The organism is Pandoraea cepalis, assembly GCF_902459665.1.
Classification (GTDB): Bacteria; Pseudomonadota; Gammaproteobacteria; order Burkholderiales; family Burkholderiaceae; genus Pandoraea; species Pandoraea cepalis.
This window is the reverse complement of record NZ_CABPSL010000014.1, coordinates 93638-120233: the sequence shown is the minus strand read 5'-3', so window position 1 is coordinate 120233 and position 26596 is coordinate 93638. Positions and strand designations below refer to the sequence as shown.

The 26596-nt window shown below is 63.2% G+C and carries 23 protein-coding genes and 1 tRNA gene; 15 read left to right on the top strand and 9 right to left on the bottom strand.

The window, feature by feature from the left end:
- Positions 1-56: 56 nt before the first annotated feature.
- From rpoZ to PCE31106_RS17000, 3 genes are all read right to left on the bottom strand, one after another.
- Entirely contained in the window at positions 57-263 is a 207-nt protein-coding gene (gene rpoZ, locus PCE31106_RS17010) for a DNA-directed RNA polymerase subunit omega (protein ID WP_017233499.1), read from the bottom strand.
- A gap of 90 nt (positions 264-353) precedes the next feature.
- A complete protein-coding gene (gene gmk, locus PCE31106_RS17005; RefSeq protein WP_017233498.1) occupies positions 354-1031 on the bottom strand; it encodes a guanylate kinase in 678 nt (225 codons plus the stop codon).
- A 5-nt stretch (positions 1032-1036) separates the two neighbouring features.
- Positions 1037-1966 carry a YicC/YloC family endoribonuclease gene (locus PCE31106_RS17000; RefSeq protein WP_039830184.1) on the bottom strand — a complete coding sequence of 310 codons (930 nt, stop codon included), beginning with the start codon at positions 1964-1966 and terminating at the stop codon, positions 1037-1039.
- Positions 1967-2177: 211 nt separating this feature from the next.
- Here PCE31106_RS17000 and rph point away from each other — a divergent pair, with 211 nt between their 5' ends.
- The 3 genes from rph to hemW are packed head-to-tail and all read left to right on the top strand — an operon-like array spanning position 2178 to position 4752.
- Positions 2178-2906, top strand: a complete 729-nt coding sequence (gene rph / locus PCE31106_RS16995; RefSeq protein ID WP_017233496.1) for a ribonuclease PH — start codon at positions 2178-2180, stop codon at positions 2904-2906.
- Positions 2907-2908: 2 nt separating this feature from the next.
- Positions 2909-3526 (top strand): RdgB/HAM1 family non-canonical purine NTP pyrophosphatase, encoded by a 618-nt coding sequence (gene rdgB, locus PCE31106_RS16990; protein ID WP_150564087.1) that lies wholly within the window; start codon positions 2909-2911, stop codon positions 3524-3526.
- Positions 3527-3531: 5 nt separating this feature from the next.
- Positions 3532-4752 carry a radical SAM family heme chaperone HemW gene (gene hemW, locus PCE31106_RS16985; protein ID WP_150564086.1) on the top strand — a complete coding sequence of 407 codons (1221 nt, stop codon included), beginning with the start codon at positions 3532-3534 and terminating at the stop codon, positions 4750-4752.
- Positions 4753-4770: 18 nt separating this feature from the next.
- On the opposite strand, the gene PCE31106_RS16980 is transcribed toward hemW, so the two are convergent.
- Positions 4771-6495, bottom strand: a complete 1725-nt coding sequence (locus tag PCE31106_RS16980; protein WP_150550245.1) for an acyl-CoA synthetase — start codon at positions 6493-6495, stop codon at positions 4771-4773.
- A gap of 314 nt (positions 6496-6809) precedes the next feature.
- Between PCE31106_RS16980 and PCE31106_RS16975 the strand changes: the two genes are divergently transcribed.
- Positions 6810-6899, top strand: a tRNA-Ser gene (locus PCE31106_RS16975).
- A gap of 369 nt (positions 6900-7268) precedes the next feature.
- On the opposite strand, the gene PCE31106_RS16970 is transcribed toward PCE31106_RS16975, so the two are convergent.
- The gene (locus PCE31106_RS16970; protein WP_150564085.1) at positions 7269-8453 is read right to left on the bottom strand and encodes a thiolase family protein; all 1185 of its coding nucleotides are present in this window, start codon (positions 8451-8453) and stop codon (positions 7269-7271) included.
- Between the two features lie 503 nt (positions 8454-8956).
- Here PCE31106_RS16970 and arsD point away from each other — a divergent pair.
- The 3 genes from arsD to PCE31106_RS16955 all read left to right on the top strand — a co-directional run bounded on the left by arsD (position 8957) and on the right by PCE31106_RS16955 (position 12705).
- Positions 8957-9802, top strand: coding sequence for an arsenite efflux transporter metallochaperone ArsD (gene arsD / locus PCE31106_RS24570; RefSeq protein ID WP_150564084.1), 846 nt, complete (start codon positions 8957-8959; stop codon positions 9800-9802).
- Positions 9803-9812: 10 nt separating this feature from the next.
- Entirely contained in the window at positions 9813-11576 is a 1764-nt protein-coding gene (arsA, locus tag PCE31106_RS16960; RefSeq protein ID WP_150564083.1) for an arsenical pump-driving ATPase, read from the top strand.
- Positions 11577-11652: 76 nt separating this feature from the next.
- On the top strand, positions 11653-12705 hold the full coding sequence (locus PCE31106_RS16955; protein ID WP_150564114.1) for an ArsO family NAD(P)H-dependent flavin-containing monooxygenase: 1053 nt from the start codon (positions 11653-11655) through the stop codon (positions 12703-12705).
- Between the two features lie 360 nt (positions 12706-13065).
- On the opposite strand, the gene PCE31106_RS16950 is transcribed toward PCE31106_RS16955, so the two are convergent.
- The gene (locus tag PCE31106_RS16950) at positions 13066-13836 is read right to left on the bottom strand and encodes a TetR/AcrR family transcriptional regulator (RefSeq protein ID WP_254441125.1); all 771 of its coding nucleotides are present in this window, start codon (positions 13834-13836) and stop codon (positions 13066-13068) included.
- 96 nt (positions 13837-13932) lie between these two features.
- On the opposite strand from PCE31106_RS16950, the gene PCE31106_RS16945 reads away from it, so the two are divergent.
- The 8 genes from PCE31106_RS16945 (at position 13933) to PCE31106_RS16915 (ending at position 21840) form a co-directional block, all read left to right on the top strand.
- Positions 13933-15219: an alpha/beta fold hydrolase gene (locus PCE31106_RS16945; protein ID WP_150564082.1), complete on the top strand. Its 1287-nt coding sequence runs from the start codon at positions 13933-13935 to the stop codon at positions 15217-15219.
- A gap of 53 nt (positions 15220-15272) precedes the next feature.
- Positions 15273-15920, top strand: coding sequence for a VOC family protein (locus PCE31106_RS16940; RefSeq protein ID WP_254441123.1), 648 nt, complete (start codon positions 15273-15275; stop codon positions 15918-15920).
- Positions 15917-16195, top strand: coding sequence for a hypothetical protein (locus tag PCE31106_RS24335; protein ID WP_232424593.1), 279 nt, complete (start codon positions 15917-15919; stop codon positions 16193-16195). The genes PCE31106_RS16940 and PCE31106_RS24335 overlap by 4 nt, the downstream gene beginning before the upstream one ends.
- 29 nt (positions 16196-16224) lie before the next feature.
- A complete protein-coding gene (locus PCE31106_RS16935; protein WP_150564081.1) occupies positions 16225-17934 on the top strand; it encodes an AMP-binding protein in 1710 nt (569 codons plus the stop codon).
- The gene (locus PCE31106_RS16930; protein WP_150564080.1) at positions 17931-18419 is read left to right on the top strand and encodes an acyl-CoA thioesterase; all 489 of its coding nucleotides are present in this window, start codon (positions 17931-17933) and stop codon (positions 18417-18419) included. Before PCE31106_RS16935 ends, PCE31106_RS16930 begins: the two co-directional genes overlap by 4 nt.
- On the top strand, positions 18416-19195 hold the full coding sequence (locus tag PCE31106_RS16925; protein ID WP_150564079.1) for a maleate cis-trans isomerase family protein: 780 nt from the start codon (positions 18416-18418) through the stop codon (positions 19193-19195). Before PCE31106_RS16930 ends, PCE31106_RS16925 begins: the two co-directional genes overlap by 4 nt.
- 41 nt (positions 19196-19236) lie before the next feature.
- Complete coding sequence (locus PCE31106_RS16920) at positions 19237-20388, top strand: FAD-dependent monooxygenase (RefSeq protein ID WP_150564078.1); 1152 nt, start codon at positions 19237-19239, stop codon at positions 20386-20388.
- A 72-nt stretch (positions 20389-20460) separates the two neighbouring features.
- Positions 20461-21840, top strand: a complete 1380-nt coding sequence (locus PCE31106_RS16915) for an MFS transporter (protein ID WP_150564077.1) — start codon at positions 20461-20463, stop codon at positions 21838-21840.
- A gap of 199 nt (positions 21841-22039) precedes the next feature.
- Here PCE31106_RS16915 and PCE31106_RS16910 read toward each other — a convergent pair whose 3' ends face one another.
- The 3 genes from PCE31106_RS16910 to PCE31106_RS16900 form a co-directional block, all read right to left on the bottom strand.
- A complete protein-coding gene (locus tag PCE31106_RS16910; RefSeq protein WP_150564112.1) occupies positions 22040-23377 on the bottom strand; it encodes a DEAD/DEAH box helicase in 1338 nt (445 codons plus the stop codon).
- Positions 23378-23694: 317 nt separating this feature from the next.
- Positions 23695-24942, bottom strand: a complete 1248-nt coding sequence (locus tag PCE31106_RS16905; RefSeq protein WP_150564076.1) for a multidrug effflux MFS transporter — start codon at positions 24940-24942, stop codon at positions 23695-23697.
- The gene (locus tag PCE31106_RS16900; protein WP_254441120.1) at positions 24939-26504 is read right to left on the bottom strand and encodes an FAD/NAD(P)-binding protein; all 1566 of its coding nucleotides are present in this window, start codon (positions 26502-26504) and stop codon (positions 24939-24941) included. Before PCE31106_RS16900 ends, PCE31106_RS16905 begins: the two co-directional genes overlap by 4 nt.
- Between the last annotated feature and the right edge of the window lie 92 nt (positions 26505-26596).

Here is a 26596-nt window from a genome sequence, read left to right as displayed (position 1 = left end):
GTACCTGCATCGTCGAGCGGCCCGGAACGTCACATCGCATCAGTGCTGTCTCCCGATCAGAGCGGCACTTTCTTGAGCATCTCGACACCCACCTGACCCGCCGCGATTTCGCGCAGCGCGACAACGGTCGGCTTGTCTTTGTTGTTCTCGAGCTTCGGCGTGTGACCTTGCGCCAACTGGCGCGCGCGGTACGTCGCGGCGAGCGCCAGCTCAAAGCGATTGGGGATACGTTTCAGGCAATCTTCAACGGTAATTCGGGCCATAAGGAGTTTCCTTCTTGATATGAGGCGTATTCTATCGCAGCCGCGGCACGCTCGCGAAAAACGCCAGCGCGCTCGGCGAATGCGAGGGTGTTACGAGGGATCGTTCGGTGCGTGAATGTCCAGGTCGGTGAACAAGGTTCGGTGCCGCGCATACTGCGACGCGAAGCGCAGACGCACGGCGGTGAACACCGATTGCAGTTGATCGAGCGCGCGCTGGAATTCGTCGTTGATGATGATGAAATCCGCTTCGGGCGCGTGGGCGATTTCGCCGCCGGCCGCCAACAGACGACGCGCAATGACGTTGGGCTCGTCCGTCCCACGCTTCTTCAGGCGCTCCTCGAGCGCCGCGATGGACGGCGGCAGGATGAAGATCCCGACCGCGTTCGAAAAGCGCTTGCGCACCTGCTGTGCGCCTTGCCAGTCGATTTCCAGCAACACGTCACGACCTTCACGCATCTGGTCCTCGATCCATACGCGCGACGTGCCGTAATAGTTGCCGTGCACTTCGGCGCTTTCCAGGAACTCGCCGGCCTTCCGGCTTGCCAGGAACTGCTCGACCGAAATGAAGTGGTAATGCACGCCCTCTTCCTCGTTCGGACGCGGCGCGCGCGTGGTGCTGGAGATCGACAGGCAAATGTCGGCATCCTGCGCGAGCAGCGCGTTGACGAGCGTGGACTTGCCCGCCCCCGAGGGGGCGACCACCATGAACAGATTGCCGGGATACTCGGCGTGCAGGGTAGCTTGCGGGATTGGCGATGACGCGGACATGCGGCTTACTCCAGGTTCTGCACTTGCTCGCGCATCTGCTCGATGTATAGCTTGAGCGCCATCGAGGCATCGGCGAGTTCCTTCGAGGCGGCCTTTGAGCCGAGCGTGTTCGCTTCGCGATTGAGCTCCTGCATCATGAAGTCCAGCCGTTTGCCTACCAAGCCCCCCTTGTCGAGGATATGGCGGGTTTCCTTCAGGTGGGCGTCGAGTCGGGTAAGTTCTTCCGCGACGTCGATGCGCACGCCGTAAATCGTGACTTCCTGACGAATGCGCTCGGCGATTTCGTCCTTGCTCGGCGCGGCGGAACCTTCCGGCACCACAAGACCCAGCGCTTCCAGAAGACGATCGACGATCTTCTGTTGATGACGTGCGATCAGCTCCGGCACCATCGGCTGCAGGCCCACGAGGATCTTCTCCATGAACTCGATGCGCTCGATGAGGCTTGCCTTGAGCTGAGCGCCTTCGCGCTTGCGCACGTCGACGAGGTCGCCAATGGCGGCACGTCCGGCGTCGATCACGGCATCGCGCAGCGCGTCGGCCGTGACCGACTCTTCGCCGAGCACGCCCGGCCAGCGCAGGATCTCACCGGTGCGCATGCGCTCGGCATCCGGGAAGCACGTGAGCACTTGCCGTTCAAGATCGGCGAGCTGTTTGACGGCATCGAGATTGAGGGCACCGTTCGTGCCGTTCTCGGGGCGCTGCACGTTGATACGGATGTCGACTTTGCCGCGCGAGAGCTTGCCGGTGAGCGCTTCGCGCAGTACCGGTTCGCAGGCGCGCGCTTCTTCGGGCATACGGAATGCCAGATCGAGGAAACGCGAGTTGACCGTACGTAATTCGACCGACACGCTCGCGCCTGCGGCACCATCGGCATGCGCAATGTCGCGCGTGACGCTGGCGTAGCCGGTCATACTGAAAATATTATTGTCTTTCATCGGGGTAACCGGAACCACAGCCGCGCGGCAGTATTGTCGCGAGGCAATGCAGCAACCGGATTCGCATGCATGGATGAAACGCGATTATCGCACTTTCCTGCACTGCGTTCCCGAATCGGCCCGCGCTACCGGGCCGCGCCGCCAAGCTTGCGGCGTTTAGCGATACCATTCGGGTATTGCCGCACCCATTCACCTTGCAGGACACTCACTCATGACGCAAATTCCCCGCCCGGACGGCCGTGCGCACGACGCATTGCGCCCCGTGCGCATCACACGCCAATACACCCGCTACGCCGAAGGTTCGGTGCTGATCGAATGCGGCGACACCAAGGTCATCTGCACCGCCAGCGTGGAAGAGAAAGTCCCGGGCTTCCTGCGCGACTCCGGCCAGGGTTGGCTCACGGCCGAGTACGGCATGTTGCCGCGCGCCACGCACACCCGCGGCGATCGTGAGGCCGCGCGCGGCAAGCAGAGCGGACGCACGCAGGAGATCCAGCGCCTGATCGGCCGCTCGCTGCGCGCCGTGTTCGACCTCGAGGCCTTCGGCCCGCGCACCATCCAGATCGATTGCGACGTCATCCAGGCCGACGGCGGCACGCGGTGCGCCTCGATCACCGGCGCTTTCGTCGCTGCCCACGACGCGGTCTCGAAACTCCTCGCCGACGGCAAACTCGAAACGTCGCCCATTCGCGCGCACGTCGCCGCCGTCTCGGTCGGGCTGTATCAGGGCGCTCCGGTGCTCGATCTGAACTACGTCGAAGATTCCGCGTGCGACACCGACATGAACGTCATCATGACGAGCGAGGGCGGCTTCGTGGAAATTCAGGGTACGGCCGAAGGCGCGCCGTTCACCCGTGCGCAAAGCAACGTGCTGCTCGATCTGGCGGACGCCGGCATTCGTCAGTTGATCGACGCCCAGAAGCGCGCGCTCGGAGTCTGAGGATGGGCATGCAGAAGATCGTGCTGGCGTCGAACAACCCGGGCAAGTTGCGCGAGTTCGCGTCATTGTTCGCGCCGCTCGGCATCGAGCTGGTACCGCAGGGGATGCTCGGCGTGTCCGAAGCCGACGAGCCCCATGTGACCTTCGTCGAGAATGCGCTGGCGAAGGCGCGTCATGCGTCGGCCGCGACGGGGCTGCCGGCGCTGGCGGACGACTCCGGTCTGTGCGTGCCGATCCTCGGCGGCGCGCCGGGCGTGTATTCCGCGCGCTACGCGGCACGCGCCGGGCGCGAGAAGTCGGATGCCGCGAACAATCGCCACTTGATCGAGCAACTCGCGCCGCACGCCGACACCCCCGGTTATCGCGACGCGTACTACTTCGCCGCGCTCGTGCTGGTGCGTCACGCCGAAGATCCGCAGCCGATCATTGCCGAAGGCCGCTGGGATGGCGAAATTATCGACACGCCGCGCGGCGCGCATGGCTTCGGCTACGATCCGCACTTTCTCATCCGCGCGTTGAATCAGACGGCGGCCGAACTCGATCCCGCTGTGAAGAATGCGCACAGCCATCGGGCGCGCGCGCTGCGCGTGTTGTTGGAAAAGCTGGGCCGGGAGGCGTGAACGGCATGAGTCAATCCGAGTTGCCCGTGCAGAACTTCCTGCGACCCGGCAAGATCAGTCTGCCGGCGCTGCCGCCGATGTCGTTGTACGTGCACTTTCCGTGGTGCGTGCGCAAGTGTCCGTATTGCGACTTCAACTCGCATGAGTGGCGTGGCGACGGGGGCGCGCAAGCGTTCCCCGAGCAAGCTTATCTCGATGCATTGCGTCAGGATCTGGAGCAGGCGTTGCCGCTGGTGTGGGGTCGTCCCGTGCACACAGTGTTCATCGGGGGCGGCACGCCGAGCCTGTTGTCGGCTGCCGGTCTGGACCACCTGCTCTCGGATCTGCGCGCGCTGCTGCCGCTCGACGCCGATGCCGAAATCACCATGGAAGCGAACCCCGGCACGTTCGAGGCGGACAAGTTCCGCAGCTTCCGCGCAAGCGGCATCAATCGTTTGTCGATCGGCATTCAGAGTTTCAATAGCGAGCATCTGAAGGCGCTCGGACGCATTCACGATGGCGACGAAGCGCGTCATGCCATCGAGATCGCCCAGGCGAATTTCGACAACTTCAACCTCGATCTGATGTTCGCGTTGCCGAATCAGACCTTGGCGCAGTGCCAGCAGGATGTGGAGACGGCGTTGTCGTTCGCGCCGCCGCACTTGTCGCTGTATCACCTCACGCTGGAGCCGAACACACAGTTCCACAAATACCCGCCCACCGTGCCCGACGACGACACGGCCGCCGACATGCAGGACTGGATTGCCGAGCGCACCGCGCTGGCCGGGTATGGACACTACGAGGTGTCGGCCTATGCGCAGCCGCACCGACGCGCCAAGCACAACCTCAATTATTGGGAGTTTGGCGACTATCTTGGCATCGGCGCCGGCGCGCACAGCAAGATCTCGTTCCCGCACCGGGTGCTGAGACAGATCCGCCACAAGCATCCGCAGCGCTTCATGGACGCGGCTGCGGCTGGCAACGCGGTGCAGGAGGAAAACGAGGTCGACGTGCGTGATTTGCCGTTCGAGTTCATGCTCAACGCCTTGCGGCTGACCGAAGGCGTGAAGAGCGAGCTGTTCGCCGATCGCACCGGGTTGCCGATGGCACGGCTTGCCAAGGCGCTGGCGGCCGGTGTCGAGAAGGGCTTGCTCGTCGACGACCCGCTGCGCATCGCCCCAACCGAGCTGGGGCAGCGCTTCCTGAACGACCTTCAGGGAATGTTCCTCGAGCGCGACACGAAGTGACGGCCTGGCACCGCTGCGTTACCCCAGCACGGTGCCCATCTCGCGCAGCGCCTTGCGGATGATCTTGCCAGTAACGGTCATTGGCAATTCCGGCAGGAACACCACCTTGCGCGGGTACTCGTGGGCTGCCAGACGGTGCTTCACGAAATCCTGAATTTCCTTGGCCAGTGCGGCGGACGGCTCATACCCCTCGCGCAGCACGACGAAGGCCTTGACGATTTCCGTGCGGAGTTCATCCGGCTCACCGATGACAGCGGCGAACTGCACGGACGGATGTCGGATCAAGCAGTCTTCGATGGGCCCGGGGCCGATACGGTATCCGGCGCTGGTGATCACATCGTCCGAGCGCCCGGTGAACGTGATGTAGCCCTGCGCATCGACGAATCCCGAGTCCCCTGTGAGCAGGAAGTCGCCGCGATACTTGTCCATCGTGGCTTCCGGGTTATGCCAGTAGCCGAGGAACATGACCGGGTTGGGTCTTGCAATCGCGATATTGCCGACGGCGCCCACCGGCAGCGGGGTGCCCTCGTCGTCGACGATGGTCACGTCATGCCCGCGAACGGCGCGTCCGATAGCGCCGGGCAGCGCCGGAAATTCAGCCGCGCATGACGAGACGACCATATTGCACTCCGTCTGCCCGTAGAACTCATTGATATCGACACCGAGGTGCTCGCGCCCCCAGGCCAGCAGTTCGGGGCCGAGTGACTCGCCACCGCTGGCGACGGAACGAAGTTGCAGCGGCCAGTGTTCGCGCGGCGACGGGACGGTGCGCAGCATCTTGAGCGCGGTGGGCGGCAGGAAGGTATTGCGCACGCCGTGGCGGGCCATCAGATCGAACGCGGCGACCGGATCGAACTTCTCGAAGCGTCGCGAGAGCACGGGCACGCCGTGATGCAGCGCGGGGAGCAGAACGTCCAGCAGTCCGCCGATCCAGGCCCAGTCGGCGGGGGTCCAGATCAGGTCGCCGTCTTGCGGAAAGCCGTTGTGCGACGTCTCCACGCCGGGCAGGTGGCCGAGCAGCACCCGGTGCGCATGCAGTGCGCCTTTGGGTTTGCCGGTGGTGCCGGAGGTGTAGATGATCAGCGCGGGGGCATCGGCGCGGGTTTGGACGGGTTCGAAATGGGTGTCGCGCGATGCAATGGCGGGCCAGAGCGCGAGCAGGCCATCTTCGGCGACGCCCCAGTCCTGGTCGTCGGCGACGTGATGATGGGCTTCGGGGAGATCGTCGTGGACGACATATACGAGGCGCAGGTCGGGCAATTCGGCGCGAATGTCGTCGATCTTCGCGACGCTTGCGAGGTCGGTGACCAGCACGGCGGCGCCGGAGTTTTGCAGACGATAGGCGAGCGCCTCGGGGCCAAAGAGGGTGAAGAGCGGGACGGCGATGGCGCCGAGCTTGTATGCGGCGACGTGGGCAACGAGGGTGGCGGGCGATTGCGGCAGGAAGATGCCGACGCGGTCGCCGGCCTTGACGCCGTGGGCGCGCCATTCGTTGGCGAGCTGATTCGAGAGTTGTTTCAGGACATCGAACGTGAGTCGCACGTGCGAGCCGTCGGCGCTTTCGTGGATGAGGGCGAGCCGGTTGGTGCCATCGGCCCACTTGTCGCAAACGTCGACACCGATGTTGAACAGGATCGGAATCTGCCAGGTGAAGGCGTTGGCCGTCGGGGTGTCGGTCGCGCGCTCGCCGCTGGCGTCATTTGACGTCTCTTGGGCGGAGTCGCGGGAGGTGTCGGCATCCATGAGTGTCTCCGGGTCATGTCAGGCCTCGCACGGTAACGCGAGGGGCGTTCACCGTACGTCTTCAAGCATGATGCATGCCGGACGGGCACAAAACAAGAGGGGGACGGGGGAAGCGTGAGCGTTTGGGCGGGGTGTGAGGCGATTTGGGTGGAATGAAGGCTTCACACGGCGGGATGAGCGGGTATAATGCCGGCTGCCGTGCGGTACCGGTCTGCGCCGGGGTACCGACGCCGATTCTCCCGGACCGCACGCATCCCAAGTCGTCGCACCAGACGACCTCCCCTGCCACGACACCCGGTCGTGCGCAACGCCTCGGAGGCGTGCCAGAGTGGTTTAATGGACTGGTCTTGAAAACCAGCGAAGGGGTAACCCTTCCGTGAGTTCGAATCTCACCGCCTCCGCCAATTTTTCCTTGGTTTTCCCGGTAGTAGCCACTGGCGTTTTCAGACAGTGCTCCGCAACTTTTTTCGGGGTTGCTCCGCAAAAGGAGGAAGTTACGCCGTGTGAGACGTCGTTTGGACAAGGCGGTGACGAAGGCGCTTAGGTGCAATTGATGTCGGCTTTCGACCCAAACCAGTCCTTCTACAAGTAGCAGAGCCGACGACAGCTTCGAGCCTATAAGGAGACGTCCGCGCGGACACATTGCTGACGATCGCCACGTCACCTCTACGAAGAACGATGTAGTGGCTGGAGCAGTTGATCTGGTGCTTTCATGTCTAAGGTCGGCACCGCTTCAACGAATCATGGCTTGCGCGCGCAACCGCTACGAGCGTTCACAGCAGTTCGAGTGCCAGCGCGATGCCCTGTCCTCCGCCAATGCAAAGCGTCACGATCCCGCGCCGACCGCCGCCACGCTGCATCTGATGTAACAGTCGCGTAGTCAGCACAGCGCCGCTCGCACCGATCGGATGTCCATGAGCAATCGCGCCACCCTCTACATTGACAACGTCTTCCGCAAAGCCCAGCTCGCGCAGACACGCCAGTGCGATGGCCGCGAACGCCTCGTTGATTTCTACGCGATCCACGTCCGATATAGACCAGCCGGCGCGCGCAATAGCCTGTCGCACCGCAGGGATCGGGCCCAGGCCGAAGAAACCCGGCTCCACCGCTCCCACGCCATAACTGACCAGCCGGGCCATTGGTGTCAGGCCATTGCGTTCGGCCCAGCCCCGCTCGGCGACGACCATCGCAGCCGCGCCGCTGTTCAGGCCGGGCGCGTTGCCTGCGGTAATCGTCCCGTCCTTGCGAAAGGCCGGCTTGAGCCTGGCAAGCGATTCGGCGCTGGTATCCGGCCGATTGTGCTCGTCGCGGTCGAACACCGTTGGGCCTTTGCGACCTGGCACCTCCAACGGCACGATTTCAGCATCGAAGCGTCCAGCTGCCTGAGCCTGTGCGAAGCGCTGTTGAGATCGCAGCGCCCAACGGTCCTGATCTTCACGAGAGATGCCACACTTTGCTACGAGATCCTCAGTGTGCCAGCCTGAATGCTGACCGCTGAAGGCGTCATTGAGCCCGTCGAGCAGCATGCTGTCGAACAACGTCACGTCGCCCATTCGAGCACCCCAGCGCCCTTGCGGTAGCAGATAGGGGCTGCGATCCATGTTTTCCATGCCACCTGCGATCGCGCACTCGATCATGCCGGCCCAGATTTCGGTGGCCGCACTGACGATGGCCTGCGCTCCCGACCCACAGACGCGGTTGACCGTAAGCGCCGGAACGTCGACCGGCAATCCCCCGCCGATGCCCGCCTGCCGCGCCGGATTCATTTTTACGCCGGCCTGAATCACATTGCCCATGACCAGCGAATGGACCTTGTCGGCGGCCAATCCAGCGCGCCCGAGGCTTTCGCGGATAACGGCAGCGCCAAGCGTCGGCGCTGGCACGTCCTTGAGTGTCCCGGCGTAGGTGCCGATCGCCGTACGCACAGGGCTGCATAGGACCACTTCAACGTTGCTCATGACCTTGCTCCTCAAAGGAATGACGCGGAATCAGGTAATACGGAAGATGATGCCGGCCAATGCAGTCCCGGTACGAGGGTGTTAAGGACCGTCCCGCCTTTCTTCAGGTTCAGATGACATTACAGGCTTGTCCGGATCCCTGGGCACCCGTGCGGTTCTGCTTCCGCGTTGACGGCCTTCTATGATGGCAGAGGCAGTCGTGGCCTTCTTGACGTATGTCAAGACACGTATAGCGCCGGCAGCGCGCCAAGCGGTCGTATCAACCCGTTTGCGCTGGATGCCCTGTCGAACCCGAGCGCCGACGCCCGGGGCTATTGCAGGAAGCGCTGGGGCAAATTCGCTGCGGAAGGTGCGCGTCGTCGCCGCGCGGCACGACGGGTTCGACGCCCCAGTTGTGCGATTATGGGCACGATGCGATAGCTGGACACGATCCGGGCGCGATGCATCACCCTCCGACAGACATGTCCGTGATGTCCCGGCAACGACCGTAGAGGAGCATCGGCATGAGCACACGTGATGACGAAATTCGCCCGGCAGCCGCCACCGACTTCGATGCCATCCGCGCGTTGCTGGACACCTGCGGGCTACCCGCCAGCGACCTCACGACGCAAAGCCTCGACGGCTTCCACGTCGCCGTGCGCGACGCCGGGATTGTCGGGGTGGCGGGACTGGAACAGGCCGGCATGGCAGCCCTGCTGCGTTCGGTCGCTGTTCACCCGCGGCTACGCGCGTCCGGTCTCGGTAGTCGCCTTATCGACGCTTCTATTGCGCTAGCGCAAACGCGATCGCTGCGCGCGCTGTATCTTATTCCGAACGACGAATCCGCCCACACATTCTTTGCACGGCGCGGGTTCATTCGCATCGAGCGAAACCACATTCCCGAAGCGATCCGCGCTCTGCCCGAATTCACTCATCTCTGCCCGCAGACGCACCCGTGCTTGTGGAAACCGCTGAATCCCGATGGCTCCAAGGTGCCTGCCATGAAGAAACTCGAAGTGTTTGATCCCGCCATGTGTTGCTCGACAGGCGTTTGCGGTGTGGACGTGGACCCCGTGCTGGCGCAATTCGCTGCTGACCTGAAGTGGGTCGACGCGCACGGCGTCACCGTGGCCCGCTACAACCTCGGCCAGGCGCCGCAAGCGTTCGCCGCCAACGCGGCGGTGGTCAAGGAAATGGAAGCCGGTATGGAACGGCTGCCGATCCTCGTGATCGACGGCCACATCGTATCGACGGGCATGTATCCGTCCCGCCAGCAACTCGCGCAGAAACTCGGCATTGCGCTGACTGCGGCGGAAAAGCCGCACATCAAGGCCGGCAACTGCTGCACGCCGGGTTCAGGCTGCTGCTAGGGGGGCGCTCATGTCCCTTCCTGAAACGCAGACCCGATATCTGTTCTTCACCGGAAAAGGCGGCGTCGGCAAGACATCGCTTTCCTGTGCCACGGGGCTCGCCCTAGCGGATGCCGGCAAGCGGGTGCTCATCGTCAGCACGGATCCGGCCTCCAATCTCGACGAGGTACTTGGCGTCGGCCTGAGTCAGTTGCCGACGGCAGTGCCCGGCGCCGCGGGCCTGTTCGCGTTGAATATCGATCCCGAAGCCGCCGCGCAGGCCTACCGGGAACGCATGGTCGGGCCGTATCGCGACGTCTTGCCTGCCGCGGCGATCCGCAACATGGAGGAACAGTTTTCCGGGGCCTGCACGGTCGAGATAGCGGCCTTCGACGAATTCTCCAAACTTCTCGGCGATCCGGCGGCAACGGTCGATTTCGATCACGTGATTTTCGATACCGCCCCGACGGGCCACACGCTGCGTTTGTTGACGTTGCCGTCGGCATGGAACGAGTTTATCTCGTCGTCGACTGGGGGCGCCTCGTGCCTCGGGCCACTGGCCGGGCTAGAGAAACAGAAGGCGCTGTACGCGGCGACTGTCGAACGCCTCTCGAACGCAGCGCAGACCACCGTCGTTCTGGTGAGTCGCCCGGAAGTCGCGGCGTTGCGCGAAGCGAATCGCACGCGGCACGAACTGGCCGAACTCGGCATTCACAACCAGGTGCTGGCCATCAATGGGCTCTTTGCCACGGACCAGCGTGACGACGCCATCGCGACCGCCATGGCGCAGCGTGCGCAGCAGGCGCTGGCCGACATGCCGCGAGAACTGGCTGGCTTGCCGCAGACGCGCACTCCGTTTCTGCCGCGCGGCACGGTCGGCCTGGACGCACTGCGCGACATGGCGCATCCCGAGCGCGTGCGCATGCCGACCGAGCGCCGGATGCCCGAAACCGCCTTGCCGCCGGGCTTGGGGAAACTCGTCGACGAGCTGGCAACCACGGGCCACGGCGTAATCATGACGATGGGAAAAGGCGGCGTGGGCAAGACTACCGTAGCAGCGGCTATCGCTGTCGCGCTGGCGGGCCGTGGACACGACGTCATCCTCTCAACCACCGACCCGGCCTCGCATGTAGCCGCCACCGTCGATGGCGTCGTGCCTCGGCTGAGCGTCACCCGCATCGACCCGGCGCGCGAAGTGCAGCAGTACACCGAGGAAGTGCTGGGCAAAGCGGCATCGCATCTCGACGCGGGCGGCCGGGCGATGCTCGAAGAAGATCTGCGCTCGCCCTGCACCGAAGAGATCGCCATCTTCAGGGCCTTCGCGCGTACCGTCGATCAAGGCAAATCCGGCTTTGTGGTTCTGGACACCGCGCCCACCGGGCACACCATCCTGCTGCTCGATGCTGCCGAGGCCTATCACCGCGAAGTGATGCGTACACAGGGTGACATGCCGGAGTCGGTCCGTCAGTTGCTGCCGCGCCTGCGCGACCCGGACTACAGCCGAATCCTCATCGTCACGTTGCCGGAAGCGACGCCGGTTCACGAAGCGGAGCGCCTGCGCGCCGACCTCGCGCGCGCCGGGATTTCGCCGTATGCGTGGGTCATCAACCAGTCGTTGCTGGCGAGCGGCACGACCGATCCGATGCTATGTCAGCGAGGGACTTGCGAGGTGCCGTTCGTGCGCCGCGTGGCGGACAATCTGGCGCAGCGCACCGCATTGATTCCGTGGCTTGCCGAGGCACCGGTCGGGGCAGCCGGCCTCAAGCATGTGATCACGTCGCGGGCGGCCACGTAGTGCGCCGACCACCGCCCTGAAGCGCAATAGGCTGCGACACCGCTGAAATTCGAATCAGGAGATGGAACGAAAACGCATGCCTACAGACATTAACGCCGTAGTCATCGGAGGTGGCCAGGCCGGGCTTGCCACCTCCTACTTCCTGCGCCGTGCGGGACTCGACCATATCGTGCTGGATGACCAGAGCGCCCCCGGAGGCGCCTGGCGACATACCTGGGACTCGCTGCATCTGTTTTCGCCGGCGCAATGGAGTTCGCTGCCAGGCTGGCCGATGCCCGTATCACAAGACACGTACCCGACGCGCAACGAGGTCATCGACTATCTGGCGAGATACGAGGATCGTTATCACTTCCCGGTGCGACGCCCCGTTCATGTCGAATCCGTTTCACGTGTCCAGAATGGCTTGCTGGTCACCACTGATCGTGGGGAATGGCGGGCTAAGGCAGTGGTGAGCGCGACCGGTACGTGGAGCGCACCCTATTTCCCAGACTACGCTGGACGCGAGATCTTTCGAGGTCGCCAGATGCATTCGGCGCAGTATCGCAACCCGGACGATCTGCGCGGACAAAACGTGCTGGTGGTGGGCGGCGGCAACTCGGGTGCGCAAATCCTGGCGGAGGTATCGACAGTCTGCAACGCTATGTGGGTGACGTTGCAGGAGCCCGCTTTTCTTCCAGATGACGTGGATGGCCGAGTCTTGTTCGAACGCGCGACAGCCAAATGGCAGGCGCTTCGCGATGGGCACACGATGACGGCGCCGGTGGGCGGTTTGGGCGACATCGTCATGGTTCCGCCTGTACGCGACGCGCGTGCGCGAGGCGTTCTGCACTCAATGCGTCCGTTCAACCACTTCGATGCAGACGGCGTCGTGTGGAGCAACGGCACGCACTCCCGCGTCGATGTCGTGATCTGGTGCACAGGGTTCCGCCCCGCACTCAGACATCTTGACCCGCTGCAGATCTGCGACAGCGACGGATTACCAAGGACAGATGGGACGCACGCCCGAAACGAGGAACGCTTGTGGTTGGTCGGCTACGGCGAGTGGTGCGGGGCTGCGTCGGCCACGCTCATTGGTGTAATGCGTAGCGCTCGAGAGGCGGCGGGGAACATAGTCCAATATGTACGATGAAAACAGGACCGTTCCTTCGCGTTAAGCGGACGCTCGCAAGGCCATATGGAGCCGCTTGCGAATGACCGGTTGAATCCACAGCCGATCTCGGCCTTTCCCGTGTGTGCGCCACCGGCCATGAGCCATTACACAGGGCGACGCACTTGAAAGGCGATGGATTCGAGCATCCACTGATCGATGTCCCATTGCATCCACGCCTCGACGACCCCGCCCGATGCGCTCGGCGCCGCGTCGCGACGGACGAGCTGAATTGGGAAACGATCAAAAGTCCTGTCGCGCCTTTTTTTCCTGCCAATGAAGTTCGACTTCGTTGCGGGTCATCAGAATCGAGTCACATAGCTCGTTGGTAGTCCCCTTCACTTACGGCTTGACATGTCGCTCGAGCAAATCAATATCGTCACGCAATAGCTTCAACACTCCCGCCACACTTTGCTCGCTGAGCTGCCGCCCCGCATCTTGCTCGACCGAGCGCAGCGCCATGTCGGCAATCTGCTCCGCGATCTCGTCAACCTTGCGCGGACCGGACGGCGTGAACCACCAGGCTGTCCAGTTGCACATGCCGATGATCGAGAACGCGGCGACCTTGGCGTCCATCATACGAAACTGACCGCGTTCGATACCCAACTCAATCGCCTGCCGGAACTGTTCAAGCACCGCGCGCCGCGATTGCTCGGCGAGCTTCCTTTGCTTGAGCGGCAAGTTGTCCTCATTGCGCTCCACCACACGAAATTGCAACGGATGCGTGAGGATCAGATGAGCATGCCGCAACACTAGATGCCGCAACATCGCGGCCGGTTGCCGCAAATCCTCCGGTAACGCCTCGGAGGCCAACTCCCCCGCCGCGCGCGTGACCACCGTGGTCAACACTTCGAGAATCGCTTCCTTGCTCTTGAAGTAGTAGTACAGCGCCGGACGACTCACGCCCACGACATCCGCAATGTCGTTGAAGCTCGTCCCGTCGAAACCCCGCTCGATAAACAGCCGCGTTGCGACCTCCAGAATGCTCTCCCGCAACGCGTCGCTCTTTGTCTGTGCTTTGCTCATGACGACCTTCAGTTCCTCTTTTGACGCAGGCGTCAGAAAACCCCAACGATAACCAAATTCCCTTGCAGCGCAAAGCCCCGCAAGCATTTCGCCCCAGACTTTTTTACATCTCCGTCAAATTCCAACACGAATGTTTACTCATTCGTAAAAAACTGGACTAATATGTAAAAAGGAGGTGAGGAGATGAGTCAACAACTGCAAGGTCGTAACGTCGGTCACGGCGCGACGGCGGGATTTCTCAACACGGACTGGAATCCGCGAGATCTGCCATTGGGCGCGACGACGCGTAATGTCGTCCTTCGCACGGCAGACGGCGCGGCAACGAGCGGCGCCCTCTATACCGAAGGTTCGCCCGATACTGTTGTCTGCATCATGCATCCGCGTGAGTTCATGGCATGTCATTACCTGATCCCGGATATCGTGAATGCCGGCTATGCCGCATGGACACAGGCCCCGCGATCCGTCGGCAACGACATACGGCTGGAACATGAGTTCGCGCTCTACGACGTCGCCGCCGGCATGCGATTCCTGCGCGAGGCGGGGTTCAAACGCATCATCCTGCTCGGCAACTCGGGCGGAAGTGGCCTCTACGCCCTCTACGCGCAGCAATCCGGGCTGGCGCCGGACGCGCGAATCGAGCGCACACCAGGCGGACGTCCGACGAAACTGGCTTCGCTCGACATGCCGGCCATCGACGGTGTGGTTTTCGTCGCCCCCCACCCTGGACAAGGTGCCCTGCTGCAAACCTGCATCGATCCGTCGGTGACCAACGAGCAGGATGCGCTATTCGTCGACCCGACGCTCGACCCGTTCGACCCGGCCAACGGGTTCTCGCCGCGGCAGTCGGGGGTCGCCACCGCGACACGTTACAACGCCGACTTCGTAGCGCGCTACCGCGTCGCGCAAACCGCTCGTGTGGCGCGTCTCGACGCCATGGCGCGCGATCTCATCGCGACGCGTCAAGGCGCACGCGAGCGCCTCAAACACGACTCGGATCGGACCGACGCACGCCTGCGCCGCATAGCCGCGCACACGCCCGTGATGACGATCTGGCGAACCGACGCCGACCTGCGCTGCTTCGATCTGACGCTGGACCCGTCCGACCGGCGTTTCGGCTCACTCTGGGGCAGCGATCCGTTCACCTCGAACTACGGTTCGGTCGGTTTCGGCCGCGTCTGCTCTCCCGAGGCGTGGCTCTCCACATGGTCCGGGTTGTCCTCGAACGCATTGCTGTCGAAAACCGCATCGGCCATCGTGCAGCCTACGCTGCTCATCGAGTACACGGGCGATCAGGCCTGCTTTCCCAGCGTCATCGCCGACATCTACGCCAGTCTCGGCTCGACGCGGAAGTCGCACCGGCGTGTACGCGGCGACCACCACGGCCGCGCGCTGGCCGATGGCGAAGAAGCCGGACGCTACATCGCCGGTCGCCTGCTGCAGGACTGGCTGCGCGAGACCTTCCCGCAATGACACGCGCGGCCCCTACCCCCCCCAATGCACTACCGAACTTCGGGAGACCCGACATGAAGTTGAACGACATCCCCGCAGCCGATCTCGCCTTGCGTCTGCACGGCGTGGATCACACGGCGCGGCCGACCTGGCGACTGCGGCAAACGGTCGAGTTCTATCGCGACATTCTCGGCCTGCCGCTGATTCACACGATTTCCGCTCGCGGCTGGGGGCCGGCAACGCACCCCGACTTCCTGCACTTCTTCTTCGATAGCGGCCACGGCAGCACGATCGCCTTCTTCTACTACCTGGGCAGTGCGGAACCGGCATTCCTCGCCAATCGTCCTGGCCGGGCACCGTTGCCCGACGACCACGTATTCGACGCCACGCACACCGCATGGCGGGTCGACAGCCCGGAGGCATTGCGGGCCTGGAAGACCCGGCTGGAAGCGCGTGGCGTGGAAGTCTCGACCGAGACGGCGCACGAGGTGATCGAGTCGATTTACTTTCGCGACCCGAACGGCTACTTCATCGAGATCACCCGCAAGCTGCGCGCGCTGGAAGGCATCGATGCGCGCGACGCGTCGGCCACGCTCGAGTCCGCCATGGAAATCGAAGATGAAGCCCTCGCAGGAGGCGCCCCCTTCACCTGCATCGACACCGTTTGGCAACGCAAGGCTCAGCGCCTCGGTCAACGTCTGCATGGGGAGCGTCAGTCATGAGGACTCAAACGCCACAGCCCCGCCAACCGCTGCAAATCTTCGTCCTTAATGTGCCCGAATTTGCGCCGCTGACCGAAGCCGCACGGCAGTTGCCGTCGTGCCGGGTCGAAGCCCGCGGCGACTACACCGTGATTTCCAGCGATGTGCCGATTGCTTTCGAGCGTCGCGCACTGGGCCTGAAGCCCGCCGTCTGGTACGGATTGTTCACGGGCGGCCTCGACGGCCGAATCGAAAGCTATGAACGCGACATCGTGCGGATCGCCCCGCGCGCATAACGTCGCCACCGGAACGTGCAGGAGACACTATGAGCGGTATTTATCACCGTATCGACGGCGTGACGTACTGTCCGCCGGACCTGGCACAGCGCTATTTCGCGTCGAACGCCTGGGTCGACACCACCCTCGGCGACGCGTTGCGGGCGACCGCCGCGCGTGTCCCGGCACGCTCGGCCTACCTCAGTGATGAGGCCACGCTGACCTTCGTCGAGCTCGACTCGCGCAGCGAACGGCTTGGCGCGGCGCTCATCGAACTGGGCCTGCGCCCGGGCGACCGAGCGGTCTTCCAAATGGGCACCAACGTCGACACCGTCGTCGCACTGATGGGGGCCTACAAGGCGGGCGTCGTTCCCGTGTGTGCGGTGCCGCAATACCGTGAAGTGGAAATCGGCCAACTGGTTTCACAGTCCGAGGCGCGCGGCTACTTCGTGCAAGCGGATTTCTCCGCGTTCGATCTCGTCGGGTTTGCCCGTCAAATGATGGCGCGGCACGCGTCGCTGGAGCACCTGCTGGTGGCGCGCGGGAAGCAGGATGATCGTGCCGGCACCGGCCATCACGCCATCGAACGTCTTATCGACGCGATGCCACTCGAGCGCGCGCGCGACGTGCTGGGCAACCTCCGCATCGGCAGCGAGGATGTGCTGAGCTTCCAACTCTCGGGCGGCACGACCGGTGTGCCGAAGATCATCCCACGCTTTCATGCGGAGTACATCGGTCACTCGCTGACATGGATGCGCCATATCGGCATGTCCGAACACAGCCGCATGATCTGGTCGCTGCCATTGCTGCACAATGCCGGCCAGCTCTACGTGCTTGCGTCCACCGTGGCAACCGGCATGACGACTGTGCTGATGCCTCGTGTCGACATCGCCCGCATGCTCACACTGATCGAGATGCACCGCGTCACGCATGGCCTCTCCATCGGGCCAGTCGCACCGCAAATGATCGCGTACAAGGATGTTGGCAGACACGATCTTTCGTCGCTGCAACTCTTCGGCACGATGAGCCGCGCCGACTCGCTTGAAGCCCACCTCGGCGTACCGTGCTTCAACCTCTACGGCACGACCGAAGGCCTGCTCATGGGGGCCGGCGCGCATCTGCCAGCGACGTTGCGTCACCACACGCAAGGGCTATCCGGGTGCGACGACGACGATATTCGTGTGCTGTTTCCGGGCACGGATACGCCCGCCGAAGCAGGTACCGCAGGCGAACTCTGCTTTCGTGGGCCGTCGAGCCTGCGCGGCTACTACAAGGCGCACGACGCAACGGCTCAGACGCTCACGCCGGACGGTTTCGTGCGCACCGGCGACATGGTCACGGAAAAGGTCATCGACGGCGTGCGCTGCTTCGCCTTCGAAGGGCGTCTGCGCGACAACATCAATCGCGGTGGCGAGAAGATCGGCTGCGAAGAGGTCGAAGCGTTTGTCAGCCATCATCCGGCCGTTGCCGACGCCAAGCTGGTCGCCATGCCCGATTCGATTTACGGCGAGCGGGGTTGTGTCTATCTCATCCTGCGCCCCGGACATGTCGCGCCTTCCGTCACCGAACTCGCCGCGTTTCTCATCGGCCAGGGGCTGGCGAAGTTCAAGTGCCCGGAGCGTATCGAGACGGTCGACGAGTTTCCCGTGACCCGCGTCGGCAAGGTCGACAAGGCATCGCTGCGGGCGGCCATCGCCGAACGCCTTGCCACCGAAACCGCGCGCACCATCACCGCCCAGACGGCAAAGGCGGGCGCATGATCAGCACCGAATACGTGGTGAGCGAGCAGCCCTTCGTAGTGCGCCGTCAGGTGCGATGGGGCGAGTGCGACCCGGCCGGCGTCGTCTACACGGCCACCTTTTCCGACTATGTCATCTCCATCGCCGATTTGTTCTATGGATCGCTCTTTGGCGGCACACCACAGGCCGTCAAGAACCGACACGGATTCGGCACCCCCACCCGCGCGCTGACATTCGACTTCCACCGCTCGCTCTGGCCGGACGACGCGTTCGACGTCACCGTGGAAGTCGCCGAAGTCCGCAACCGAACCTTCACCTTGTTGATGACGGCGCGCAAAGCCGACAACGACATCGCCTTCATTGCACGACTCACGCCGATCTGCATCCAGCGCGGCGCGCGCGAGTCGATCGAGATGCCGTCGGTGCTGCGCGCGGCGCTCGAACAATACCGAGCCCGCAACGAACACGCCGCAGCCCCCTCACTCGCCGGAGACATCACCCTATGACGCCTACCCCATTTCGCATTGGTCAGATCGTGCCCAGTTCCAACACCACGATGGAGACCGAGATTCCCGCCATGCTGCGCGCGCGTGAACAGGTCCTGCCCGAGCGCTTCACCTTCCATTCGAGCCGCATGCGCATGCATCGCGTGGTGAAGGAGGAACTTGCGGCGATGAACGCCGAGGGCCTGCGCTGTGCCGCCGAACTCGCCGACGCGCGTGTGGATGTCATGAGTACCGCTTGCCTCGTGGCCATCATGGCGATGGGGCCGGGCTACCACCGCCAGGTTGAGGAGGACCTGCGCCGCGTCAGCCGCGAGAACCACTGCACAGCCGCCATCATGACGTCGGCCGGTGCACTCGTCGCCGGGTTGAAGACGCTGGGCGCGCGCAAGATCGCGCTGATGGCGCCGTACATGAAGCCGCTCACGCAAGCTGTGGTCGAGTATATCGAGCACGAGGGCATCGAGGTGCTCGACGCTCTGTCGTTCGAAATTCCCGACAACCTTGAGGTCGGACGCCGCGACCCCATGCAGTTGCTCAACGACGTCAAGCGGCTCAATACGGCCAATGCAGACGTCGTGGTGCTGTCCGCCTGCGTGCAGATGCCGTCGCTGCCTGCGATCCAGATCGCGCAGGACCGGCTCGGCCTTCCCGTGACGTCGACCGCCGTGAGTACGGTGCGCCAGATGCTCGATCACCTCGGTCTGGCCCCTGAGGTGCCCAACGCCGGTGCCCTGCTGGCCGTGCCGAGCGCACGACCGCTGACACGTATAGCCTGACGCCCCGCCATCTTCGCCAGCCAAAAATCAAGGAGCCCATCATGAGAATCGCCGTCATCGGTGGCGGGCCTGCCGGCCTGTACTTCTCGCTGTTGATGAAACAGCGTCATCCGCACGACGAGATCGTCGTGCACGAGCGCAACGCCGCCAATGCCACTTATGGCTGGGGGGTTGTCTTCTCGGACATTGCACTTGCGTTCCTGAAAGAGGCGGACGAGGCATTCTTCCGCAAGTTCACCGCGCACCATACCCGCTGCGATTACATGGAGATCGTGCATCAAAGCGTGCCGGTGCGCCTGAGCAACAATCACTTTTCGCGCACGTCCCGCATCGATATGCTGCGCGTACTACAGCAAGCCTGCGCGCAAGCAGGTGTCGATGTTCGCTATCAAAGCCACGTCACCGATCCGGTCCAACTACCCGACGCCGACGTGATCATCGCCGCCGACGGCGTGAACAGTGACGTGCGCACCCATCTGGCCGAACACTTCATGCCGAGCTTCGACGAACGACGCAACAAGTTCGCGTGGTACGGCACGTCGCAGCTTTTCCACCCAGTGTCGTTGATCTTCCGTCAGACGCCGCACGGCGTGTTCATGGCGCACGCATATCAATACAGTCCCGATCGCTCAACGTTCCTCGTGGAGGTCGATCCCGAGACATGGCAGCGCTGCGGCCTCGACACCGCCGCCGAGGACGAGAGCCGCGCGTTCTGCGAGCAGATCTTTGCCGACGACCTGCAAGGTCATTCGTTGCTGACCAACCGGTCGAACTGGTTTCAGGCACGGGTGGTCAGCAATGCGCGCTGGTCGCACGGCAACGTGGTTCTGCTTGGCGATGCCCTGCGCAGTGTGCACTTCTCGCTTGGCTCGGGCACGCGCATGGCCATGCAGGATGCCATCGCCTTGTTCGAAGCGCTGTCGGCGCATCGGGATGACGTGCAAGCGGCGTTCGCATCGTTCGAGCAAAGCCGTCGCGGTGCCTCTGATCGCTTTCAGGACGCCGCCAGACGGAGCCTCGACTGGTACGAGTCCGTTGGCCAGCGCATGCACCTCGATCCCGTGAGCTTTGCATACGACTACATGCTGCGCACGGGACGCGTCAGTCACGAAGACCTTCGTCGGCGAGATCCTGCGTTCATCGCACAAGTAGAGACCAATGCCGCCGTCCCGGTGCACGGGCGCGCCGCATAGCTGCCAGCCTCATTCAGCACATCCACATAAAGGGCGACATCGTATCGCCGCATCGAGACAGGAGACACTTTCATGGACAAGCAAGACACCCGGCACACGTCAGTGGACGTACGGGACTTCATCAACGCGATCCCAGTGTCGCGCTTCCAGATCATGATCAGCGCGCTGTGCTTCCTGATCGTGGCGCTGGACGGGTTCGACATCGCGATCATCGGCTTTATCGCCCCCCACATTCGCGCCGAATGGCAGTTGTCGATGGTCTCGCTCGGCCCCCTGTTCAGCGCCGGACTGCTGGGACTGATGGTGGGCGCGTTCTGTAGCGGGCCGATGGCGGACCGTATCGGACGCCGCCGTGTCTTGATCTTGTCTGTCGCGGGGTTCGGTGCGGCAAGCGTAGGGGCGGCGTTTGCGCCGAACGTCGAATGGCTGATCGCGCTTCGCTTCCTGACCGGCCTAGGATTGGGCGGTGCCATGCCCAACGCGATCACGCTGACGTCGGAGTTCAGTCCCGAGCGGCGTCGCGGCACTCTGCTCACGCTGATGTTCTGCGGCTTCTCGCTCGGCTCGGCGCTCGGCGGCGTAGTGACGGCGTACCTCGTGGCGGGGATCGGCTGGCGCGGCTTGCTCGCCGTTGGCGGCCTGCTGCCGCTGGCGCTAGTGCCGGTGCTGTGGTTCACGCTGCCGGAGTCGGTGCGCTTTTTGGCGATCCGAGGCGGCACGCAGACGCAGATCATCTCGATTCTGGCGCGCGTCGCGCCGCATCGGGTTGTGGCCGGTCAGCAGTACACCGCTGCCGACGATCGCCCCCCGTCGTCGCCCGTGGTGCAACTGTTCCATCGCGACTACCGGCGCGGCACGCTGCTGCTCTGGCTCGCATTCTTCATGAGTTTGCTGTTGCTGTACCTGCTCATCAATTGGCTGCCGATCCTGGCAGAGCGCAGCGGCCTGACGCTCAAGCAGGCGTCGATGTTTGCCGGACTGTTGCAAGGTGGCGGCGTGCTGGGTGCGATTGTGCTGGGCGTGCTGATCGACCGGTTCCATCCTTACAAAGTGGTCGCCGCAGCCTATATCGTGGGTGCGTTCGCGCTAGCGTCGCTGGCGATTGCCGGCGATGCGGTATGGCTGGCGCTGGGCATCTTCGTGACAGGATTCTGCGTGAGCGGTTCGCAGGTCTGCGCGAACGTGATTGCATCCGCCTATTACCCGACATCCAATCGCGCGACCGGCGTGGCGTGGGCGCTCGGCATCGGCCGCATCGGGGCGGTGGCGGGATCGCTCGGTGGCGCCATGCTGCTCGCGGCGGGTTGGAGCAATGCCGGACTGTTCATGATTCTCGCGATACCGGCAGTGCTGGCCGCGTTGGGGATTCTGCTCGCGGGCGCAAAGCATGGGCGAGCCTTGGGGAGTGAGGCCGTCACCACGCAGTCGCCAGCGTCGCTTTCGAAGATCTGACGATGGCGAACCGGCCTGAGGTAGCGACGGACGTCGTTGCTTGCGTCGGGCCAGTTCGTGAATGCAGGACAACGCGCCCCGCTCGATGTCTTGCGTGCGGGCTGCATATTGATCCGTCCGCAGGGACCCATACCCGCCCTCGCTGCCTTTTCACGGTAGCGGTCGTGTCCCTGTTGGCGGTGCTCCGATACGGTAGAAATCAGGACCGGCGTTTGCCGCGACCACCCGCGAGTTTTCCGGTGGGTTTGCGCGAACCCGTAGCGGGTTTGCCGGCGGGTTTGGTGCGCGGCTTTTTGCTGAGCGCCTGCACCGTAACCGGCGCAGCCAACGGCACTTTGGGCTTCTTGGGCTTTTTAGGTTTCTTGATGATCTGGCCCGTCGCGCTGGTTTGCGGCACACGGTGTTCGGCTTCAAAACCCGGCGCTTCTTCACGGCGCAGGGTTTGCCGGATCAGTGCTTCAATCGCGGCCAGTTGCGGCGCTTCATCGGCGCATACGAGGGACACCGCCACGCCGCTGGCGCCCGCGCGGCCGGTACGGCCGATACGATGCACGTAGTCTTGCGCAACGATCGGCAGATCGACATTGATCACCAGCGGCAAATCGTCGATATCCAGTCCGCGCGCAGCCACATCGGTCGCGACCAGCATCTGGACTTCGCCCGTCTTGAAGCGCTCCAGCGCACGCAAGCGCGCGGGTTGGGGTTTGTCTCCGTGGATGGTGTCGACCGCATAGCCCGCTTCATCCAGCATGGCCGCCAGGTAATCGACGCCATTGCGGGTTTTGACGAACACCAGCGCGTGATCCCAGTGGTTCTCGGCCACAAGGTGCATGAACAGGTCCGGCTTGTTCTTTTTATCCACCGTCACCACCCACTGCTTGATCTTGCTGGCCGTGGCGTTGGGCGGGCTGACGCTGATATTGATCGGACCGCGCAGAACGCTCGCCGCCATGGCGCGGATGTCATCGGTAAACGTGGCGGAGAAGAGCAGGGTCTGGCGCTGAGCGGGCAAGGCAGCAAAGACGGCATTGAGTTCGCGCGCAAAGCCCAGATCCAGCATGCGGTCGGCTTCATCCAGCACGAGCGTTTGCACTTGATCAAACTGCACTGCATTCTGGCGATTGAGATCCAGCAAACGACCCGGCGTGGCGACGAGCACATCCACGCCTTTGCGCAACTTCATCATCTGCGGGTTGAGACTCACTCCACCGTAGGCAGCCAGAAATCGCAGATCGAGGCCTTTGCCGTACGCGATAAAGCTTTGCAGCAATTGTTCAGCCAATTCACGCGTGGGCACCAGAACAAGAACGCGCGCACGGTTGCTCGACACTGCCGGGCCGTTCTGCACCAATCGTTGCAACAGCGGCAGCGCAAAGCCCGCCGTTTTGCCAGTGCCGGTCTGTGCCTCCGCCATGACGTCCTTGCCACTGAGCACGGCAGGAATCGCCTTGGCCTGCACCGGTGTAGGCGTCTGGTAATTGAGATCCTGCACGTTACGCAGCAACGGATCGATCAGGCCAAGCGAGGCAAAAGACATGGACGTATTCGGGGCTAAAACCGTAATTCTAGCGGTTACCGCGCGGGTTGCATCGCGCAGGTCCATGGTCAACTAGGTCGACGTTGATCGCCGCTGGAAAACGTAGTGGTAGCGAGTGCCGTGCCGGCAAGCGGTAGTGCGGGACACCGATGAGACGCACCGACGGCCCCACCCGCCCGAGTCAGACCGCCACGTGCCGACCATCATCCGTCCCCCGTGATGCTTCGCCAAAACACCTGCCCGCGCGAAGCAACTCCCGCCCTTGATGTGGCGGCTAAGTCGACCGGCCCGGCTTTCCGACACGCAATGGCAAGCCCTCATCGCTCCGCTGCGCGTTGGTTCCCCGTCGCGTGTCGGCCAGCTTCGACGCTGGCCGCGGCCGCGCTACGCTCTCGCAGGCCAACCATCACGCTCAGAAAAGCGACGCTCGAGCAAACGGTCACCGCGACCATCGGACGGGCGGTGCCGTCCGACGTCCACGCAAGTACGCCGCCGCACGCGGCCGCGACCGCCATCTGGATGAAGAAGAAGAGCCCGGACGCCGTGCCGGCGATCTTCGTATACGGCTGCATCACTGCGAACTGGCAGGCTGGAATTGCGATCCCGACGGCAATCATCACGAAGAACATCGGTACAACGATTGCCGCGGCGGATGCGGGGGCGACCGCGCCGCCCCCCCATAACGCGACGGCCCCGGCCAGATTCACGCACGCCGCCCACGCGATAACGCGATCGGCTTTCCATCGGCCGCTGGAGCGCCTGAATATGCTCGATCCGATCAAATATCCAAGCACGGTCACACCGAAGATTCCCGCATAGACCGGTCCGGACACCCCCATTTGCCGTTGGAACAGCGTCGACGACTCTGCGATGAACGGAAAATAGGTGCAATAGACGAAACTGATCGCCAGCGAATAACGCAGAAAGCGGCGCTCCCTGAGCAGTCTTCCATACGTCCGCAGCAGGCCCGCGCCCGGCTCCGGCCGCGCCGCTCTCTCACGCGTCTCGGGCAAATGACGCAACACCATCGCCGTCGCAACGATCCCTCCGGCCGCAATCCCAGCGAACACGCCGCGCCACCCAAGCCATTCGGCGACGACACTGCCGGCCAGCGGCGCGATCACCGGTGACAGCGCCATGCCAGCCGAGATGCGGCTGAGCATTGTGGCCTGCATTGCCGTCGGAAAGCGCTCGCGCACGATGACTCGCCCGATCACCGTGCCACTGCAACCGCCCAGTGCCTGAAAGATGCGCGCGCAGAGGATTGTCGGAATGCTCGTCGCCAACGCACAGGCGACACTCGCGGCCACGTAGATGCACAGGCCGCCGATGAGGACCGGACGCCGGCCGTACCGATCGGACAATGGCCCCGACACCAGCATTGAAAGCGCATAGCCGACCATGTACAGGGTCAGCGTAAGCTGGAGCTGGGCGTCGGTGCCATGCAACGCGTCCGCCATCACGGGCAGCGACGGCAGGTATGCATCGATCGTGACGCGCGGAAGACAGACGACGAGCATCAGCAAGAGCAACCAGCCCCACTGGGACAACGATTGAGTCTTCATATGGGGACTTGGTCTCCGGCAAATTCGAACGGCTGGGTGATGGGTCGCAGCGTGACGTCCTCTTCCGCGAACGCGGAGGCGATGTCGGCTGCGATTCGGCGAGCGCGCTTGGCGACCATCTCAAGCGAGCTGACGAAAAAATATGTCCCGGACGTGATATGGCCGAGAGCGCGGAGCTGATAGTCCGGCTCGCCATCGCTGTCGAGCAGCGCGCCCGTTTCGAAGTCGACACGGACTCCCCCCCGCCAGTCACGGCAGGCCAGCCCGTCCTGAAGCATCTGCCAGATCAGGGACGAATCGCCCGGCGCCTGAACGTCCTTGGCAGCGCCCGTCGCGTTGACGACGTAATCGTAGTGACCAGAGACCGTCGAAGAAATCCGGTGCGGATGCGCTCGTTCGAATGCGATTGGCGTCTTCATAAGTTTCAGACGGCCGTGCGCGAGCATCGTCGCAATCACACGCGCATTCTCCACGGGCATCGGCGCTCGGCACGCAAGCCAATGGCGGGCAAAACGCTTTAGCGCGCAGGCCTGGCTTTCAGGGTCCAACGCATTCCACGCGAATTCAATCAGATCGTTGGTAGCAACGAGAATCGTCTGCCACGCGCGTTCGCGGTCCGCCTCCGCAATCTCGTCGAGCAACAGCGCAATTGCATCGTCGTGGTCAACAAACAACTCTCGCCAGTCCGCACCGGCAGCCTTGAATTCCGCGCGAATCAAACGTCCGAGTTGGCGCAGACTGATCTTGCGATGTCCCTCCGACGTAAGCGCATGCAGCCGCTCAGCCGTCAGGTGACGCGGCGGCTGCGGCATCGCCTGCTTACCTTTCACAAGCGGAAGCACACCGGTATTCGACACCATGTGAATCTCGGCTTGACTGTTCATTCTGTACAAGCTGACCGCAATGTCGACCGCCGTGAGACTCGCACCGATGACTGCGATCCGCCTCGCATGCGCAAGCTTCGTAAGCGCTGATGCGATGGGATATGGACGATGAATATATCGCTCGTGCCCGGAAAGACCGTAATAATCGCGTGGCCCTGTATTGCCAACCGCGATGAGGACACTGTCGGCGTCATAGGTCTCATCGTCGGCAGTCAAGCGATAACGGGAGTTTCGCGAGATGGCGCGAATCTCCCGATGCACGACGTCAACCGACAGCCCCTTTCGGCGCGCGGTAGACAATGTCTCGTTAAAAAAGTCTTGCAGGTAGCGACCGAACAGCGATCGGGAAACGTAGGTTGACGACAGGTCTCGTCGGACGAGATCGCGCAATTCGGGTTCATGGTGGGACTTCCATCGAACCCACGACGTGAACGTCGAAAAATCGGCAGCCGATACTGACATCGTCTCAATCGCGCGATTCAGCAAGGCCGTATCGACGTCAGGCTGGTAGGCTAGCCCGGGACCAATCTGCGACCGCGGTTCAAATACCTTTACCTGAATTCGCTCCGCAACTGACGGTGTTATCAGATTGCTCAGGTGATGAAGAAACGCGACGCTTGCCGCCCCGCCGCCGATCACGGCGAGCGTGAATCTCTCTGTGTTCTTGCTTATGGACAACTTTCCTCCGGACGCAATGAATGTCGTTGGCAAGAATTTATGGGCAAAGTGATATAAGCTGAAGGGCCATTAAATCGAATGCTGACTAGACC